Origin of the sequence: Tardiphaga sp. 866_E4_N1_4, from assembly GCF_052076075.1 — a bacterium.
Taxonomy (GTDB): Bacteria; Pseudomonadota; Alphaproteobacteria; order Rhizobiales; family Xanthobacteraceae; genus Tardiphaga; species Tardiphaga robiniae.
Map to the genome: position 1 here is coordinate 2,762,528 of NZ_CP197242.1, position 16,637 is coordinate 2,779,164.

The 16,637-nt window shown below is 59.9% G+C and carries 14 protein-coding genes and 1 pseudogene; 2 read left to right on the forward strand and 13 right to left on the reverse strand.

Annotated features, from left to right (window positions below; genetic code table 11):
- Window positions 1-18: 18 nt before the first annotated feature.
- The 9 genes from AB8B20_RS13565 to AB8B20_RS13605 form a co-directional block, all read right to left on the reverse strand.
- A complete protein-coding gene (locus AB8B20_RS13565; protein WP_439072874.1) occupies window positions 19-1,377 on the reverse strand; it encodes an MFS transporter in 1,359 nt (452 codons plus the stop codon).
- An 82-nt stretch (window positions 1,378-1,459) separates the two neighbouring features.
- Window positions 1,460-2,512: a leucyl aminopeptidase gene (locus AB8B20_RS13570; RefSeq protein ID WP_439072875.1), complete on the reverse strand. Its 1,053-nt coding sequence runs from the start codon at window positions 2,510-2,512 to the stop codon at window positions 1,460-1,462.
- Between the two features lie 15 nt (window positions 2,513-2,527).
- Window positions 2,528-3,367 (reverse strand): alpha/beta fold hydrolase, encoded by an 840-nt coding sequence (locus tag AB8B20_RS13575; RefSeq protein ID WP_439073076.1) that lies wholly within the window; start codon window positions 3,365-3,367, stop codon window positions 2,528-2,530.
- Between the two features lie 8 nt (window positions 3,368-3,375).
- Entirely contained in the window at window positions 3,376-4,077 is a 702-nt protein-coding gene (locus AB8B20_RS13580) for an isochorismatase family protein (RefSeq protein WP_244558452.1), read from the reverse strand.
- Window positions 4,078-4,101: 24 nt separating this feature from the next.
- Window positions 4,102-5,313, reverse strand: coding sequence for an FAD-dependent monooxygenase (locus tag AB8B20_RS13585; RefSeq protein ID WP_089266129.1), 1,212 nt, complete (start codon window positions 5,311-5,313; stop codon window positions 4,102-4,104).
- Between the two features lie 37 nt (window positions 5,314-5,350).
- On the reverse strand, window positions 5,351-5,839 hold the full coding sequence (locus AB8B20_RS13590) for a (2Fe-2S)-binding protein (protein ID WP_089266128.1): 489 nt from the start codon (window positions 5,837-5,839) through the stop codon (window positions 5,351-5,353).
- Window positions 5,836-6,711 (reverse strand): FAD binding domain-containing protein, encoded by an 876-nt coding sequence (locus tag AB8B20_RS13595; RefSeq protein ID WP_089266127.1) that lies wholly within the window; start codon window positions 6,709-6,711, stop codon window positions 5,836-5,838. The genes AB8B20_RS13590 and AB8B20_RS13595 overlap by 4 nt, the downstream gene beginning before the upstream one ends.
- A gap of 2 nt (window positions 6,712-6,713) precedes the next feature.
- On the reverse strand, window positions 6,714-7,145 hold the full coding sequence (locus AB8B20_RS13600; RefSeq protein ID WP_244558451.1) for a CoxG family protein: 432 nt from the start codon (window positions 7,143-7,145) through the stop codon (window positions 6,714-6,716).
- Window positions 7,146-7,167: 22 nt separating this feature from the next.
- Window positions 7,168-9,429, reverse strand: coding sequence for a xanthine dehydrogenase family protein molybdopterin-binding subunit (locus AB8B20_RS13605; protein ID WP_089266125.1), 2,262 nt, complete (start codon window positions 9,427-9,429; stop codon window positions 7,168-7,170).
- Between the two features lie 100 nt (window positions 9,430-9,529).
- On the opposite strand from AB8B20_RS13605, the gene AB8B20_RS13610 reads away from it, so the two are divergent.
- Window positions 9,530-10,228 carry a MarR family winged helix-turn-helix transcriptional regulator gene (locus AB8B20_RS13610; protein ID WP_244558450.1) on the forward strand — a complete coding sequence of 233 codons (699 nt, stop codon included), beginning with the start codon at window positions 9,530-9,532 and terminating at the stop codon, window positions 10,226-10,228.
- Between the two features lie 574 nt (window positions 10,229-10,802).
- Window positions 10,803-11,129, forward strand: a pseudogene (locus AB8B20_RS13615) (transposase).
- Here AB8B20_RS13615 and AB8B20_RS13620 read toward each other — a convergent pair.
- The 4 genes from AB8B20_RS13620 to AB8B20_RS13635 all read right to left on the reverse strand — a co-directional run bounded on the left by AB8B20_RS13620 (window position 11,078) and on the right by AB8B20_RS13635 (window position 16,505).
- Complete coding sequence (locus tag AB8B20_RS13620) at window positions 11,078-11,491, reverse strand: GFA family protein (RefSeq protein WP_089266124.1); 414 nt, start codon at window positions 11,489-11,491, stop codon at window positions 11,078-11,080. The pseudogene AB8B20_RS13615 and the gene AB8B20_RS13620 sit on opposite strands and share 52 nt — an antisense overlap.
- 166 nt (window positions 11,492-11,657) lie before the next feature.
- Complete coding sequence (locus AB8B20_RS13625; protein ID WP_439072876.1) at window positions 11,658-13,343, reverse strand: cache domain-containing protein; 1,686 nt, start codon at window positions 13,341-13,343, stop codon at window positions 11,658-11,660.
- Window positions 13,344-13,606: 263 nt separating this feature from the next.
- A complete protein-coding gene (locus AB8B20_RS13630; protein ID WP_439072877.1) occupies window positions 13,607-14,917 on the reverse strand; it encodes an aspartate aminotransferase family protein in 1,311 nt (436 codons plus the stop codon).
- 160 nt (window positions 14,918-15,077) lie between these two features.
- Window positions 15,078-16,505 (reverse strand): NAD-dependent succinate-semialdehyde dehydrogenase, encoded by a 1,428-nt coding sequence (locus AB8B20_RS13635; RefSeq protein ID WP_439072878.1) that lies wholly within the window; start codon window positions 16,503-16,505, stop codon window positions 15,078-15,080.
- Window positions 16,506-16,637 lie beyond the last annotated feature (132 nt).

Below are 16,637 nucleotides of genomic sequence, written 5' to 3' on the forward strand. Positions count from 1 at the left end.
TCTCGCCGGTGCGAAGCGCTACAAACGGGATACCGAAGCGGCATCCGTAATGACCGCTGTCGCTTCGACATCCGTATCCGCCTCGAAACCCTTGGCGGACAAGTCGCGGCCCAGGGTCTCGGGCAACAGCATCGACGCGACGATGAAGACGGCCGCGGCCGGCAACGCGACGGCTACCATGCCATTGATGAGGCCGCCGCCGAGATGCGCCGCCACGAGCGGTACGACCACCGGCGCAATGCTACCGAGCCCGCGGCCACCCATATAGAAGGTCGACACTGCGGTTGCGCGCAGATTGACCGGGTAGAGTTCAGAGATCCACACTCCGGTAACCCCGAGTGCGACATTGCCCATGCCGAATGCAATATAGAGCCAGAACATCGGCCACTCGGTCTTCGATCCCGCGTAAAGCTGGCTGCCCCACATTGCCATGCCGAGCAGAGATCCGACCCAGAACAGCGCCGGCACGATCGCTCCTGCCCGGCGACCGGCGCGATCGTTGAAGAAGCCGTTGGCGAGATAGCAGAGACCGCTCACGACGGACAACAGGACGGCAGTGGTCCGGACGACGTCTCCCGGCGTATGCATGTCGCGCAGCAGGAGCGTCGGGATGAACGAGACGACGCTGTAGTAGCAGAGCATGTAGCTCATCATCCAGACGAATGCCACGATGGTTTGGCGTGCCAGTCCGTTGCGGAAAATGTCCGCAAGCGGCAGCGTTTGCGGCTTTGCCATATCGCGACCGGCGCGGCGCTCGGCATCATATTCCTGCCAGATCTTGGATTCCGGCATGAAGAACCGAATGAAGATGGTGAGGAGAATCGGGGCACCACCGGTGAGGAGACCAATTCGCCAACTCCACTCATCGCTGAAGGTTGCAATCAACCAGATGCCGACGATCGACGCGGTCGACGACGCAATCACGGCGCATCCCTGAAGTGCCGCCGCACCGAAACCACGGCTTCCTTTCTTCCAGGCCTCGTTGAACAGAACCATGCCGACGCCATATTCGCCGCCGAGGCCGATACCCGTGATCAGTCGAAGGATTGCAAGCGACCAGTAATTCCATGCGAACGCGGAAACGAGCGCCGCGACGGAAAACAGGATGATCGTCAACTGCAGCGACGTCTTTCGCCCGAACCGGTCACCGACGACGCCGAACAGCGCGCCTCCGATCGCCGATCCAAACAGTGTCAGCGCCTGCAGCGACCCCACCTCCGTCAGCGACAGGGACATCGAGCGCTGGATGGCGGGAAGCAGAAACGGGAAGATCAGCACATCATAGAAATCGAGAATGTATCCCAGCATAGCCGAAATCATGATCGCATAGCGCTGGCCTGCGGTGTATTCGTTCGATGCTGAAATCGGCGCTGGCATGTCTTGGCAATCTGGCTGAGAGGCTAAATTCTTCCGGCGGGCTTCGATCGCTCGAAGTCCGCCGAATGATCACGTCCGGGGCCTATCGGCCGGGTGCCCTCAACTCCGGATAGGCAAATTCGCCTTTGTCCAGGATGTGGATGTCATCGAGCCACAAGCTACAGCCACGAAGGGGGATGTCGAGATGACACGGCGTATCGTTGGTGCCGCCGAGCTCCGAATTCGGACCGGTAGAAAACAGCACGTTTCCATAGAACGAGAGCGCGTTCATGATGTGCTCCGAGGATAGTTGTTGTGAGGCGGCGATGTGATGCCACTGGGCACGCTCGTTGGAGCCCCAGCCGATATGTGCGATCGCCCAACCGCGCGGATCGCCGAAGCTATCGATATAGTTCTTGATAAGGATCGCATCAGTGCCCTCACCCTGGATATCGACGATGTAACCCTCCTTCACCGTCAGCGTGACCGGTGACTGGATATAGCGCTTGAACGCGCAGAGGATATCGCCGGGCATCAGAACCACCGTGCCGTTGACATCGCCGTCCGTGGCTTGCGTAAAGGCGAAACCCGACGGGAAATGATCCCAGCGGCCGGGCTCATCGGTGTAGCCATATTCCGAAATGACCGGATACTGCTTCAGCCCGTAGGTCACGTCCGTTCCCCCGGGCGACGTGATGCGCATCTTGCTCGCCGACTGCAGCAGCTTGCGCGACAGTTCGGTGCGGCGGCGTAGATCCTCGGTCGGGAACATCTTCTTGAGAATATGGAAAGGCTCCATCACGCGCAGGATGCGCGCACCGTCCTCCTGGATTTCAGCCTGCTCCTTGGAGAACAGCAGACCAAGCAGATCGACCACCATATCCGCGCGCTTGAGCGTATCGATGGCAAGTTGAATACCTGTAAGCGCGTGCCGACCCTGCTGGCCAGCGACTTTGCTCTGACCGTATTTCGGCACGTTGAGATGAAAGGTCGTTGCGCCAAGGCTCTGCGCAGCCAGCATGAAAGTCTGGGCATATTCCGGCTGGTCCTCGCCGCCGCTCAGCACGACCACGACCTCACCCTTCTTGACCTTGCAGAGTTCGAGCTCGGCCTTGAACAGATCGAGCATTTCAACATCAACGCGTTGTCGAGACATTATGACAGACTCCTGTTAGCGATAAGTGGACACATCGAGCTGCTGGAAGCGCAGCGGCGCGAGAAGTTCTTCGACGATAGCGAGGAATCCCTCGGTATCGTCGATCTGCATCTGATGACCGGCGCCATCCAGGCGCCGGATCGCGATGGATGGCAGCAGCCGGCGGATTTCGGCTTCATCTTCGGCTCGAATGACGCCGCCTCTGCCGGCGACGATCAATGCGGCGGCAACGTCGAGATTGCCGAGATCGAAGTGGACGTCGTCGTGATGAAAGCCCTTGTGGCTTTCGATCAAGGCACGCTCGTCGCAGGTGTGCAGCCACTCGGCCCGCGTTCTTATATGCCTCTCCGACCATTTCGGCGCATCAGGACCGCGCAGCGCCATATCGACCTCCCCGCGCTGCGCGCTGTAGAGCAATCTGAGAATCGGCTCGATCGGAATCGGATAGGCGCGCCGTCCGGGTCCCGAGACAGGTGGGTCCACCATGATCAGACGCTCGATGGACGACGGTCGCCAGCGCGAGGCACGTATGCCGATGCGTGCCCCCATGGAGTGACCCAGTATCGTGTATCGTTCGATGCCGAGCGCATCTGCGAATGCGACGAGGTCGGACGCACAGGCATCGAGTGAGTAGTTGAGATGCGGCCCGCTTTCGGAGAGGCCGCGGCCGCGGACATCAAGAACATAGATGTCGCGGCCTCCACAAAGTCGCTCCGCGACAAAAGCCCATTGCGCCGCCGTGGTCGAGATTCCCGGGACAACAATCACGACAGGCCCGCTTCCGCCGAATCTGAGATAATGTTGTCGAATGCCATTGGCGCGGACATGGGCGCCGTAGGGTAGGCAGGACGCCATGACGCCGTTCACGTCGTCTGCTCCGTCGGCAATGCCCGTAGTTTCTCGATGACGTCCAGCGTCGACAGTACGTCCGCATATTTGCTGGCGATGTCGAACAGGTTGACGGCATGTGAGGTCGGAGACCGATCGTAGACCGCGTCACTCGGCACGATGGATTTGAAATTCAGAGCACAGGCGTCCACCACCGATGCACGAACGCAGCCGCTGGTGGTGCAGCCCGTGAGGACAAGCGAATCCACGCCGCCCCCGATCAGATAGGTCGCCAGCGGCGTGCCGAAGAAGGCGCTCGCTTGTGTCTTCGGCAGCAACAACTCGCCGGGCTCCGGGGCGACTTCCTTGACGAAATCGTAGCCCGCCGGAGGGATCCGCATGACGCCCGGAATCTTGGCGGAGAATGCGCCGTGGTCATGGCCGATCTTCCGGGCGACATGCGGGAAGATCACCGGCCACTTGTTCTCGCGAAACACCCTTACAAGATCGGCGATATGCGGGATGGCGTCCCAACCGGCTTCACCGCAACTGGTCGGATACTGCTTGATCGCTTCGCGGATCGGCATTGGCCCGTCGCCGACCGAGCGATATTGTACGTCGATGACGAGGAGTGCAGGGCGTTTGCCGAAACCGGCCGCGCCGCCGAGCCCTGCCATCGCGTAGGTCTCGCGCTCCTCCAATGGAATGACGTCGTCCCAGGGCTGCTTGGTGATCACGGCTGCACTCCTGTCGTTGCAAAGTCAGTGAAGCGGCACGGTGGTCGCGTCGTACTGGTAGATCCAGTCGAAGCGCGCCTTGGATGCTTCTGGTGACCACTGGGTCTTGATGTACTCACCCGCGGTCTGGACCGTGCTGAGCGCCTTGTTGTGGAAGATCGGCAGCATGCCGATCGCGGAATCGACCACCTTGCCGGTGCGATCAAGCCGAAGCCCCTGATAGGCCTGGAATGCTTTGGCCAGATCGTTGGGCTGTTCATCGAAGCATCGCGCCAGCACGGCCGCGTCTTCGAGCGCCATGTTCACGCCCTGACCGAGATAGGGTGGCATCGAATGACAGGCGTCGCCGAGAAGGGTGACGCGGCCCTGCGACCATGTCTTCAGCGATGACCGCACGAACAGGCCCCATTTGTTCAGCGTATCGACGTTCTTGACGAGCTCGATGATATCGGAATGCCAGCCGATGAAATCATTAAGACACTCTTCGACCGATCCCTTCTCAGACCAGGATTCCAACAACCAATCCGCGCGATCGACCTGGCCGGAGAAGGTCATCATTTCCGTGTTCTGCCAACGCACCGGATAGGCCGTGACATGCGCGGTCGGCCCGATCCAGGTGGATACCACATGCTCGCGCTGGTGTGGCGCCAGGCGATCGACCGGCACCAGACCGCGCCAGGCGATGACGTTGGTGTACCGGCTCTCGACTTGACCCATGATTCCGAAACGGACCTTCGAATGCGCACCATCGGCCCCGATCAGTGCGCGACCATCGATCTCGGTGCCGTCAGCAAGCTTCGCGCGGACACCCCCGTCGTTCTGACTGAACCCGACGACATGCGCGTTCAGATGAATGGCGCTTGGCTTCAAGCTGCGGACGCCATCAGTCAGGATCTTAAGCAGATGCGCGCGCAGCAGAAGATATGGCTGATTGCCCGCAACGTCGGACGCCCGGTTATAGAGCGGCCAGCTGTCGCCATTGCTCCACAGGCGGATGTCGCGCCGTTCGGCCGCGATGCTGTTTTGCTCGACCTGCTCCGTCAGGCCGAGATCCTTGAGAACGCGCACACCATTCATGGAAATCCACAAACCCGCACCGACCTCGCGCAGTTCGGGCGCCTGCTCGAACACGTCGCAATCGATGCCGCGGCGAAGCAGCGACAATGCCATCGCCAAGCCGCCGATACCGGCGCCGGCGATGAGGACGCTCGACTTACTGACCTGTTCAATACTCATGATATCTCCGGACAAGAGTTGTGGTGTGGCGCGATGGTTAGGCGGCTTCTTCCGAGACATGCCCCTGGGCAAGGCTCTTCACCGCCTCAAAAATCTTGATGTATCCGGTGCAACGGCACAGATTGCCGTGCAGGTGATGGCGGATCTCCTCGTCGGTCGGATGCGGGTTGGCTTCTAAGAGCGCGGTTACCGCCATGATGAAGCCTGGTGTGCAGAAGCCACACTGAAGTCCGCCGTGAAGCACGAAGGCCTTTTGGATGCGCGACAGGCCGTCGGTCGGGGTCACGCCCTCGATAGTCGTGACCTCGTGACGATCCACATCCACCGCGAGCGTCGTGCAGCTCGAAATCGGTGCGCCGTCGAGCAGCACGGTGCAGGCCCCGCAGACCTCCATGTCGCAGGACCGCTTCGTGCCCTTGAGGCCGATGCGATCCCTGATCAGGTCGACCAGCAGCGTGTGGGTCGGCACGTCGATCGCGATGGCCTGACCGTTCAGCGAGAAGGAAATGGGTAGAAGATTTGTCACTTCACGTCGCTCCTGCTGCCTTCCAGCGCTTCGTCCAAATTTCGCAGGAGCAGGACGCCGGCGAGATGCCGCTTGTAATCGGCACCACCATGCCGGTCCTCGTTGACATCGAGCGCATCGAGCGCGTCCGGCAGTACCGCTGAGATCGCACCGCGCGCTTCGACCACTGGCAATCCTCGAAGTGCGTCCTCGACGACAGTCAACGCTTGCGGACGGAAACTCAGCGCGCCAACGCGAATGCGGACGCGTTCAATGATCGTATCGCGCTCGCCCAGCGACCAGGCCATGGCGACGTTCACCGAGGGCCGCTCGCCATGCTTGAAACGCCGGTAAGTCACGGAGCCGCTGGGCCGCGGAAACGTGATGGTAGTCAGCAATTCGTCCGGCGCGCGCACCGTCTCCAACTCGCCTTGAATGAAGTCGTCCGCATGGACGGTGCGCATGCCGCCGTGGCCTTGCAGCATCAGCCGCGCATCGAGTGCTGCCAGCATGGTCGGCGGATCCGCATGCGGCTCTCCGAAGCATAGGTTGCCACCGATCGTCCCGACGCTGCGGACCCTGATGTTGGCCACATCCGCACAGAGCGCGGACAGGGCCGGCACATGCTTGCGAATGACCGCATCGCCTGCGATTTTCTTGTGCGTGCAGCGCGCGCCGATCTCGATCTCGTCCGCACCGTTCATCGCAATGCCATCGAGGCCGGAGATTCCCTTGATATCGACAAGCCGTTCCGTATGGATCACGCGCATCTTCATCGCCAGCAGCAACTCGGTGCCGCCGGAATAGAACATGCCTTCGCCATCCTCGCCGACGGCGCCGAGCGCCTCGTCGATCGTCGATGGCCTTTCGAATGCAAAGGGAAGCGGCAACATGATCAGGCCGCGTCCAGCATTTCTTTGAGCTTCTTTTCAAACTCTTCGAAATTTTGATCGACACGGCGTTTGATGATACCGAAACCCATGGTGGCAAGGCGCCCTTGCACGTCGATCTTCGCATCGACGGAGAATATTGAGCCGGCTTCCTCCGGCGTAACCGTTACGTCGAGAACCACTACAAGCCGCGTGCCTGTGAACTTGTCGCGCCCCGTGGCGCGAGTGCGGACATGCGACGGCTCTGTGATTGATTCAACGACGATGTCCGCCGGCACTTCGATCTTGAACGGACCGATCTTCTGCTTGACCGTAGCTTTGTAAGTCGCCAACCGCTCGATTTCCTCGATGTGGTCGCATCCCGGAATGCACGCCGAAATGCGCGGCACATCGAGCAGCGTGCTCCAGAGCTCGGCGGGCGTCGCGGGCACCACCATCGACATCTTGAATTCCATGAACTCACTTCCTTTTTTGCAGAGCGCGCCACACTTTTTCCGGCGTCATGGGGAGGTCGGTGATGCGTATGCCGTAGGTGGAGAACAGCGCGTTGGCGATCGCCGGCGCGACGGGAAGAATAGCGCCTTCGCCCATTCCCTTGGCGCCGCCGGGGCCAGGACCATCGCCATTTTCGATCAGGATGGTGTCGAACACCGGCGGCACGTCGGACATCCGCGGGATGAAATAGTCGATCGGATTCGCATTGACCGGCTGACCGTCCTCGAATTCCAGCTGCTCATGAAGCGCGTGTCCGAAGCCCATCACCGCCGCGCCCTCGTCCTGCCCTTCGGCAGCAGTGCGGTTGATGACCCGGCCAACATCGGCGGCGCTGGCGTAATGCGGGATGTGAATCTCGCCGGTATCTTCATCGACGATTATCTCCGCGAGGCCCGCTGACGTCTCCCAGAACAGCGGCGACTCCGCCAGGGCACCGTTCTTCGAGCGCGGCGTGATGGCGCCGCGACCGATGACTTCGCCCGAGTCGACGCCCAGCGTTCGATGGAATATCTCGTGAAAGGTGAGACGCTCTGCTCCCGTAGAGACGCCGCCCTCGATAAGAGACAGGCTTTCCTTTGGTAGCTCCCAGACATCGGCGACCATGTCCAGAATCTGATCGGCCGCGTCGAGTGCGGCGTTTTCGACCGACAGGCCGACCACGATTGTGGACCGGCTCGCGCCCGTGCCCCAGTCATACGGCGCGACCGCGGTATCCGTGCGCAACACAGTGACCGCGGAGACAGGCTGCTTCAGCGTCTGCGCGGCGATCCGCCCCATGGTTGCATGAGATCCTTGCCCCACTTCGATGGCCGAGACCGAGACGAGAATCGAGCCATCAATCTTGAGTCGCACAATGGCATTGCTGATCGGCGTATTGGCCGGATCCGTTGCCGCGACCGCGAGCCCGCGCGATTGTCTGTTGGAACCTTGTGCTTCCGATCCGAATGATTGGCTCACCCGGCCCATCAGCTCGCTCATGTCCACGTCGAGCGCGCGCAAATCCGGCCGGGTGCGCTGGCCGCGGGACGCGAGATTGATCAGCCGAAACTCCGTCGGATCCATGCCGATGGCTGCCGCGACATTGTCCATGTGCGACTCCTTGGCCCAGACGGCTTGCGGGCCGCCGATCGAACGAAATGCGGCGCCCGGGATGGTGTTCGTATACACCGCTGAAGCTTCGAGACGCAGATTGGGCATCACATATGGGCCCATGATGCGATTCGCCGACTTGGTGGCGACCGCCGAGCCCGTGTCGGAATAGGCCCCGCCATCGAGCAAGAGCTTTGCGGTCTTGGCGACGATGCGGCCTTTTGCATCTACGGCGGTGCGTATCGTGATGTCGGCGCCCAGTCTGCGGCACGTGAGCATCGACTCCACCTGGGATTGGGCGATGCGAACTGGGCGCTGCACCTTCCAGGACGCGGCAGCGACGAGTGGCTCGATCTTGACCGACGCTTTTCCGCCGAAGCCGCCGCCGACGAATGGGACGATGACGCGGATCCGCGCGAGCTGCAGACCAAACAGACGAGACAACACTTTCTGGACAGCGGTCGGGGTTTGCGCACCAGCCCAGACCGTCAGGGAATCTCCCTGGAAATCCGCAATGACGGTGTGCGGCTCCATCGCGAAGTGCGAGATTCCGGGGAAGGTGAAGTGATCTTCATGGACATAGGCGGCGGTCGCTTCGGCCGCGTCGACATCGCCGACATCGTTCCGATAGGTGTGGAATATGTTGCTACCCTGCGTCGGCCGCGCACCGCCCTTGAAGTAGAAGTCCTGCAGATTCTCGTGGTGTTCATGGATGAGCGGCGCATGCTCCGCCGTGGCTTCCTGGATCGTCGTTGCCCGCGGCAGCTCTTCGTATGTGACATCGACCAATTCGGCTGCGTTTTCCGCTATCTCAACCGTCTCCGCGACGACCACGGCGACGGGCTCACCCACATGACGCACGCGATCGATCGCAATGATCGGCCGATCCTTGAGCACGAGGCCCCAGCAGCCGAAATGCGCGACGTCGGCACCGATCAACACGTCCACGACGCCATCCATCGCAACGGCAGCGCTGGTATCGATAGCGACGATCCGTGCGTGGACCGCCGGCGAGCGGACCACGAACCCGTGCAACATGCCCGGCACCGTCAGATCGGTGATGAATTCCGCACGCCCCGTCACCTTCTCCAGGAGGTCGGGTCGAACGGAACTCAAGCTGTCAATCGTCTTCGACATCCGTCAATCCGCGTGAAATTTCGGTGCTCTCCAAGGACGCGCGCTCTCCCATGCGCCCTGCAAAGATGTGTGACAAAGAGCTACGGCATTTATCACTCGTATGCAAGCGCTGCGCTTGTGCACGACCGTCCAAATCGTAAGCAGCACGGCCGGTCCTGCGCCTGGTGCGCAGGAAAGCTCGCGCAACGGCAGGAACTGCCAGCCTCCCGACAAATCTGAAGAAAGATGGATTCCTGGGATCAACGACGGTAAATACGTGAGCTGCCTCAACGGCTTTTGCGCCACGTCATGGCCGCAGCGTTTGAGTGCCAGATCGCAAAAGGGGGAACGTTTGCAACCTAAAACAAAGTCTCGCTCGGCCGAAAAAGCCAGGGAAGCCGCCCGTTCATACACCCTGGATGACGCGCCAGGCTTCCTGTTGCGAGTGGCGCTGCGGACCCATACAGCGTTCTTTGCCGCGAAGATGATCGAAGGCCTGACGGCGCCCCAGTTCTCGACGCTGGCGAAACTGCGAGAGGTCGGCCCCTGCTCCCAGAACCATCTCGGCCGGCTTATTCATTATGATTCAGCGACGATCACGGGCGTGATCACGCGTCTCAAGTCACGCGGCCTTATCAAGAGCTATGAGGATCCTTTGGATCCCCGACGGCGGGAGATTGACCTGACCGACAAGGGCAGGCGGATCGCCGATGCTGCGATTGAGACCATTGGAGAAATTTCCAGCGAAACTTTTGCGCCCCTGACACAGGCCGAGTACCGGACGCTCGCTGAAATCCTCAAGAAGGTCATTCACCGGTAGCTCGACACCAAAACAGCTCTATTCCTCGGCGCCTCCTCTCTCATCTCGATATAGCTTCGGTTCCAGATCCGACGCGGTCCGCCCGTTCGATCCTTTACTCTCCACGATGAAAACAAATGAGTTGGGCGCGATCTACGAGACGCCCTGGAGCGCGCGCACCTACCCACGACGAGCGTCTAGAGGCGCTAGGTGATGCTGAGGCTGACCCAGCGGTTGCTCTAGTTAATGAAACTCCCACGACACCGCAGGGCGTTTTGGCAACTCTCAACTACTCTGTAGAATGGACCGCCAAGGGCAGCCGTTGGCCGGATAACTGACTTGATGATAAAGCCTTAGCATCTGAGAAAGCTGGCAACCGCCCTCTCGGTAAGCCCTGGGAGCATTCCTGCATCACAATCTGATCGAGGTGATACAGACTATCGCCGCCTAGGGTGTTTATCCCCCGAGATGGCTAAACACCTGCCAGCAGATGCAGGCGGGCGAATTGCGGTGCGGAGCGCGATGGATCAAAAAAAGGTCAACTCGCGAATCGAGCGGCTCCAAGTTTGGGTGTTTCGTAGAACCGGAGGTGGTCATGCAGAGACGAAGATTCAATCGAGAGTTCAAGGTCGAGGCGGTCAAGCTTGTGAGGTAGCGCGGCGTGTCGGTGGCGCAAGCCGGCCGGGATCTGGACGTCCATGAGAACGTGCTGCGCAAATGGGTGAAAGAGTTTCTTGGTGTCCATCAAACCGGCAGCAGCTCAGTCCTCATTCTCGCCATTCATCCAGCACGCATCGCGGACGTCCAATTGGCTGCGCTAGCTTTGAGGGAAGAAGGAGAGACGATAGTGCAGCCTGCACCCGAGCGACCTCACATTTTTTCATGCTTTGGTATCGAAAATGCGTCGCGCGTCCACGCTTGAGCGGACCGTACCCAATTTTGCACTTTTGGCGGAAGTTGACCGCGCTGGGCCAATGCCCCCACGCGAAGCATGAAGATGGTGCTTTCGGGCTTATCACTATGAGGCGCTGCATAGAGCGCTGACCCGCACTTCGGACAAAATGCGTTCTCTCGTGGCTTTCCGCTTTCCGCCGTGTGCTTGACGTACACCGCGCACTTGCCCGCAGTGATCTTAAAGTCTTTGGCGAGAACTGGGACGTTTACCCGGAAGGTCGATCCAGATATGTCTTGGCAATCAGTGCAGTGACAAATCGAAACCTGGTCCGGGTCTATCTCGCCCTCGAAGGTCACATAGCCACAATGGCATTTTCCGTCTACGTGCATCCTGGACTCCTGGTCAGCACCGGCTTGGCGCTTCGTTAAGTGGCTCTCAGATCGTTATGATTTCGCCCACGGCGCTCCAAGGACTGTCCTGCCTGTCTGGTAGCACAAGTGAGGATTACGGACGCGACGGCAGTTTGGCTGGAATTCCCATCCGGCAATGCATTCTTCAGGCGGCTCGAACAGAATCAAGGAATAGGCCAAGTTCGCTCTTCAGCCGACCGCTCTCATCGGAGAGCGACTTCGCGGCTGATAGGACCCGTCGCGAAGCCTGTCCGGTCTCTCCCGCACCGCTGCGCACCTCAAAAATGCTGTGCGACACTTTCGTAGTACCCGCCGCCGCCTGTTGAACGTTCCGCGAGATTTCACAGGTCGCAGCCCCCTGTTGCTCCACCGCCGCGGCGATGGTTGAGGCGATCTCCGAGATGCGCCCGATGGTGGCACTGATCTCCTTTATCGAGATGACGGACTCGTTCGTGGCTGACTGAATTTCGGCGACCTGCGCACTGATTTCGCCGGTTGCCTTCGCTGTCTGCTCCGCCAACGTCTTCACTTCTGCGGCGACCACCGCAAACCCACGCCCCGCATCGCCAGCCCGTGCCGCCTCGATAGTGGCGTTCAACGCGAGCAAGTTGGTTTGCCCGGCGATGGTGTTGATCAATTCGACGACCGCGCCGATACGCGAAGCGGCCTGGGCCAGACGCGCGATCCGAGAGTCTGTCATGCGGGCCTGTTTTACCGCTTCGCTTGCGATTACCGCTGAGCCCTGAACCTGCCGGGCGATCTCGTCCACCGTGGAGGTCATCTCCTCGGTCGCAGAGGCTACAGCTTGCACATTGCTGGAGGCCTCCTGGGAAGCCGCAGTCACCGTAACCGCCAATGCCTGCGACCGCTCCGCCGTCGCTGACATCGTATCAGCGGACACTTCGAGTTCTCTCGCCGCAGAGGACACGGTCTCGATGATGCTGCCGACCGCGTTCTCGAAATGCCTGGCAAGTTCCTCCATGTCGCGACGACGCTGGTCGCCGGCACGGGCCTTGGCGGCCTCCTGTTCCTTCTGCATTCGTCGAGATTCGGTCAATCGGTCGCGGAATACAGCGACGGTGCGCGCCATCAAGCCAATTTCGTCACCGTCTATTGCCTCTGGTACTCCGATCGACAAATCTCCATCGGCTAGCGCCTGCATCTTCGTGCAAACCTTGCGAACGCGTCCGCTTACGCTTGCGCCTACCCACGCGATGAGGCCGATTGCAGGTAACGCGAGTGCCAGCATGACGCCGAGGACCTTCGAAACCATTGCTAGAAAATCGGCGCGGATATCATTTATAAAAACACCGGTGCCGATGAAGATGCTCCAGGGCGCAAAGTCCTTCACATAGGCAAGCTTTCGCCCAGTCATGGGGTCATCAGGGCGAAGTTGCCAGCCATAGGTATGAGCGCCTTCTCCATTCGCCCTGGCGATCCGGGACAGCACCTGCATAAAAAGCTGACCGTCGGAATCTTTCATAGCGGAAATGTCCTTGCCCTGCAGCGTAGGATTGGGGTGGGCGAAGACGACGCAGTCATAGGTATCAGCGAAGACATACTCCTGGCCGGAGTATTGGACTGCCTGCAAGGCGTCCTTGAAACGTGCATGGGCCTCTTCGCGGGTGATTTTTCCTTCGGCGACTTGGGTCTCGAACCGCTTTGCCAAGCTAACACCGACCTCAACGACTGCCTTCAGCTTTGCGATCCGATCATCATACATTCGTTGATAGCTGAACCAGAGCGCCGCAGCGGCAACGCAACAGAACCCAATCGCGGCGGCAAACACCAGCGCCCACAATTTTGTTCGAATTGACAATCTATTGAGCAAGATCACCTCCTGGAATATCGCGCGCGATGGACAGAAAGAGTATATCGGTGAAGCCCAAAAAAATGAGCCGCTCCGAAGAAACGGCCCAAGTCTGGGAGAAACTAAACACCTCAAGACGCGGTCACGCGCCGTGATTATTGTACGCAGGCAACGAGATGCTCACTAGCCGGGTCGGGTACACCCCAACCCGAGCATTTATGGATCGCAAGTTCGTCCGACACTTCAACGAGAAGTCCGCGCTCGTGAGGGAACGCAATTCTCATTCAAGCCGGCACCGCCGAGACGCCCTCTTTTTTCACCAACTTCGCAGCGGCACCGTATGCGCTGACCGTGTTCGCGATGTCCCGTTCATCGTGGGCCAACGAGACATAAATCTTGTTCTCGCTCTTGAAGACCCCCCGCTCGCGCAGCAACGCATGCATCCGCTTTGTCAGCGCCGTGTCGACATCGATCATATCGCGGTGATTGACGACCCTCTCGCGATGAGTAAACAGCGCCTCGAACATTGGCGGCTCGCCCACGAGCACCGCCGGCAGATCAGCCGCCTTGAGTGCCGATTCGATCCCCTTCCAAAGCGCACGTCCCGTTGTGAATAGCTTTTCGTATGTGTCGGGTTGCTTGAGAAGCGCGAGGGTTGCGAGGCCTGCAACAGCCGCGATCGGATTGCCGCTGAGGGTCCCGACCTGAGGAGTAAAGCGCTCCTTGCCGACCCTTGCGTTGTCGAAGTGGTTCATGATCTCTGCACGGCCGGCGATAGCCGCAAGCGGATAGCCACCGCCGATGACCTTACCGAGAGTGCAAAGGTCCGGCGTCACGCCGTAGTAGGTCTGGCCTCCACCATATGCGAGCCGGAACCCCGTTACGACTTCGTCGAAAATCAGCACGATGCCAAATTCAGATGTGATCTCGCGCAATCCTTCCAAAAACCCTGGCACGGGAGGGATCAAGCGCTGCATCGGCTCGACGATGACGCCAGCTAGATCGTCCCGATGCGTACGGATCATTTCGCGGGCGGCGGCGATGTCGTTGTATGGAACGACGAGCACATCATCCTGAAGGTGAGACGGCACGCCAGCGGTATCCGAAATCGCGATCCCCGAATTATTCGGCTTGTTGGGCCACGTGCTCATGAGGCCCCAGTCGCTCATCCCATGATAGCCGCCCTCGAATTTCAGAATCTTGTCTTTCTTACGATAGGCGCGGGCCAGCCGGATCGCATACGCATCAGCTTCCGTGCCCGTCGAAACGAAACGGACCTGATCAGCACACGGCATTGCCGCGACGATCTCAGCGGCGAGACGAATGCCGTGCTCGTTGTTAGCGAAAAACGTCGAACCCAGTTCCAACTGGTCGCGCACCGCAGCATTGACCTTTGGATGGGCGTGTCCGACCAGCATGGGGCCAGAGCCAAGCAAGAGATCGACATACTCGTTGCCGCTAACATCCCAAACCCGCCCGCCCGAACCCTTACGGATGACGATATCGGTCGCCATGTTGCCGAAGTTTCCAGCAGGCAACACGGTCCGAGCGACATCGACCAGAGCGTTCTCTTCGGGGCTAATGGACTTTTTCATGCTGGCTCCATGCTTTTCGACGGGTCGCTGCGCGCTCCCACTGTAGCTGCATCTTGCGTCACCTTACGCAGATTGTCAAGTATATTTATATTTCGTAGTAGTACAATATTATATTGTATCATTTGACGTTTTGGAATGTCGTGCCGTCAGACTTGCGCGCTCAAGCGAAAGTGACGAACTTCGTCGTCATGTAGGCTTCCAGTCCCTCGACTCCGCCTTCGGAGCCAGTGCCGGAATCCTTGATGCCGCCAAAAGGGGTCTCAGGAAGCCCGAGTCCGTTGTGGTTGATGGTGACCATGCCGCTCTCGACGACGGCGCCGATCGCTGATGCGGTTTTGACGGAGCGCGTATAGGCATATGCCGCCAGTCCGAAAGGCAGGCGATTGGCCTCGCTTACGGCGTGCTCGAATTTGCTGAACGGGACGACAAGCGCCAGTGGACCGAAGGGCTCTTCGTTCATCGCGCGACAGCCAAGCGACGGATGGCTAATCACGGTCGGCTCGAAAAAATATCCCTTGTTGCCGATACGACGGCCGCCAGTTTCGAGCGTCGCTCCGTTTTGTACGGCATCAGCAACAAGCGTCTCCATCGCCTGCAAGCGACGCTCATTGGCGAGGGGGCCCATCGTGGTGTCCGGCTCCAATCCATCCCCGACTTTGATCGCACGAGCTACACCTACCAGCTTGTCTACAAAGGCCGACATGACCGCTTCCTGCACGAGAAAACGAGTCGGCGCGACGCAAACCTGGCCAGCATTTCGAAATTTGGCAGCCGCCAGGACCTGGGCTGCGTTATCGAGATCGGCGTCTTCGAAGATGATGACCGGTGCATGGCCCCCGAGCTCCATAGTTGAGCGCTTCATGTGTTGACCGGCGAGTGCGGCGAGTTGCTTTCCGACTGGCGTAGAGCCCGTGAAGGAAATCTTGCGAATGGTCGCATGCGGAATTAGATATTCGGAGATTTCCGCAGGCACTCCGTAGACCAGCCCGACGACTCCAGCAGGAATCCCGGCATCGACGAACGCACGAATGAGTTCGGCCGGAGAGGCTGGGGTTTCTTCGGGCGCCTTCACGACGATAGAACAGCCCGCCGCCAATGCCGCCGAAATCTTGCGAACGACCTGGTTGAGCGGAAAATTCCATGGCGTGAACGCGGCGACCGGTCCAACCGGTTCACGGAGTGAAAGTTGATACACCCCCTCCACTCGCGGCGGGATCACACGGCCATACGCCCGGCGCCCCTCCTCCGCAAACCATTCGATAACATCAGCCGCATTCCGTGCCTCGATCAGCGCCTCCGCCAGCGGCTTTCCCTGCTCGAGTGTGATGAGCCTCGCGATCGTCGCAGACCGCTCGCGCATCAGCTCCGCTGCCTTGCGCATGAACTTCGAGCGTTCGTAGGGCGAGATCCTACGCCAGACGTCGAACCCCTTCTTTGCGGCAACAAGCGCCTCGTCGAGATCGACGCGCGTTGCCTGCGAGACCCTGCCGACCACTTCTTCTGTGGCAGGGTTGACCACCGCAATGGTCGTCCGGTCGGTGCCTTCGCGCCAGATTCCGTCGATATGGAGAAGGACGTTGAATGTCATGGAATATAGCCCTGTAAGGACGCATCCGGCGGGCGGCCGGCATCAAGGTTGTGATGCCGGCGCCGCGCATCCATTCACGCGGAGCGTCCCGAGACGTTGACCGGACGACGCCTGGAAAAGCGGCCGCGCGGC

What these genes read in the sequence shown, in the direction of transcription:
- AB8B20_RS13600 (WP_244558451.1), bottom strand. Translation starts at nt 7,145, where the DNA reads ATGGTGGTGCCCGCGACGCCCGCCGAGCTCTGGAGCACGCTGCTCGAT.
- AB8B20_RS13630 (WP_439072877.1), bottom strand. Translation starts at nt 14,917, where the DNA reads ATGAAAAAGTCCATTAGCCCCGAAGAGAACGCTCTGGTCGATGTCGCT.
- AB8B20_RS13635 (WP_439072878.1), bottom strand. Translation starts at nt 16,505, where the DNA reads ATGACATTCAACGTCCTTCTCCATATCGACGGAATCTGGCGCGAAGGC.
- AB8B20_RS13595 (WP_089266127.1), bottom strand. Translation starts at nt 6,711, where the DNA reads ATGTTGCCGCTTCCCTTTGCATTCGAAAGGCCATCGACGATCGACGAG.
- AB8B20_RS13605 (WP_089266125.1), bottom strand. Translation starts at nt 9,429, where the DNA reads ATGTCGAAGACGATTGACAGCTTGAGTTCCGTTCGACCCGACCTCCTG.
- AB8B20_RS13575 (WP_439073076.1), bottom strand. Translation starts at nt 3,367, where the DNA reads ATGGCGTCCTGCCTACCCTACGGCGCCCATGTCCGCGCCAATGGCATT.
- AB8B20_RS13570 (WP_439072875.1), bottom strand. Translation starts at nt 2,512, where the DNA reads ATGTCTCGACAACGCGTTGATGTTGAAATGCTCGATCTGTTCAAGGCC.
- AB8B20_RS13610 (WP_244558450.1), top strand. Translation starts at nt 9,530, where the DNA reads ATGCAAGCGCTGCGCTTGTGCACGACCGTCCAAATCGTAAGCAGCACG.
- AB8B20_RS13585 (WP_089266129.1), bottom strand. Translation starts at nt 5,313, where the DNA reads ATGAGTATTGAACAGGTCAGTAAGTCGAGCGTCCTCATCGCCGGCGCC.
- AB8B20_RS13620 (WP_089266124.1), bottom strand. Translation starts at nt 11,491, where the DNA reads ATGCACGTAGACGGAAAATGCCATTGTGGCTATGTGACCTTCGAGGGC.
- AB8B20_RS13565 (WP_439072874.1), bottom strand. Translation starts at nt 1,377, where the DNA reads ATGCCAGCGCCGATTTCAGCATCGAACGAATACACCGCAGGCCAGCGC.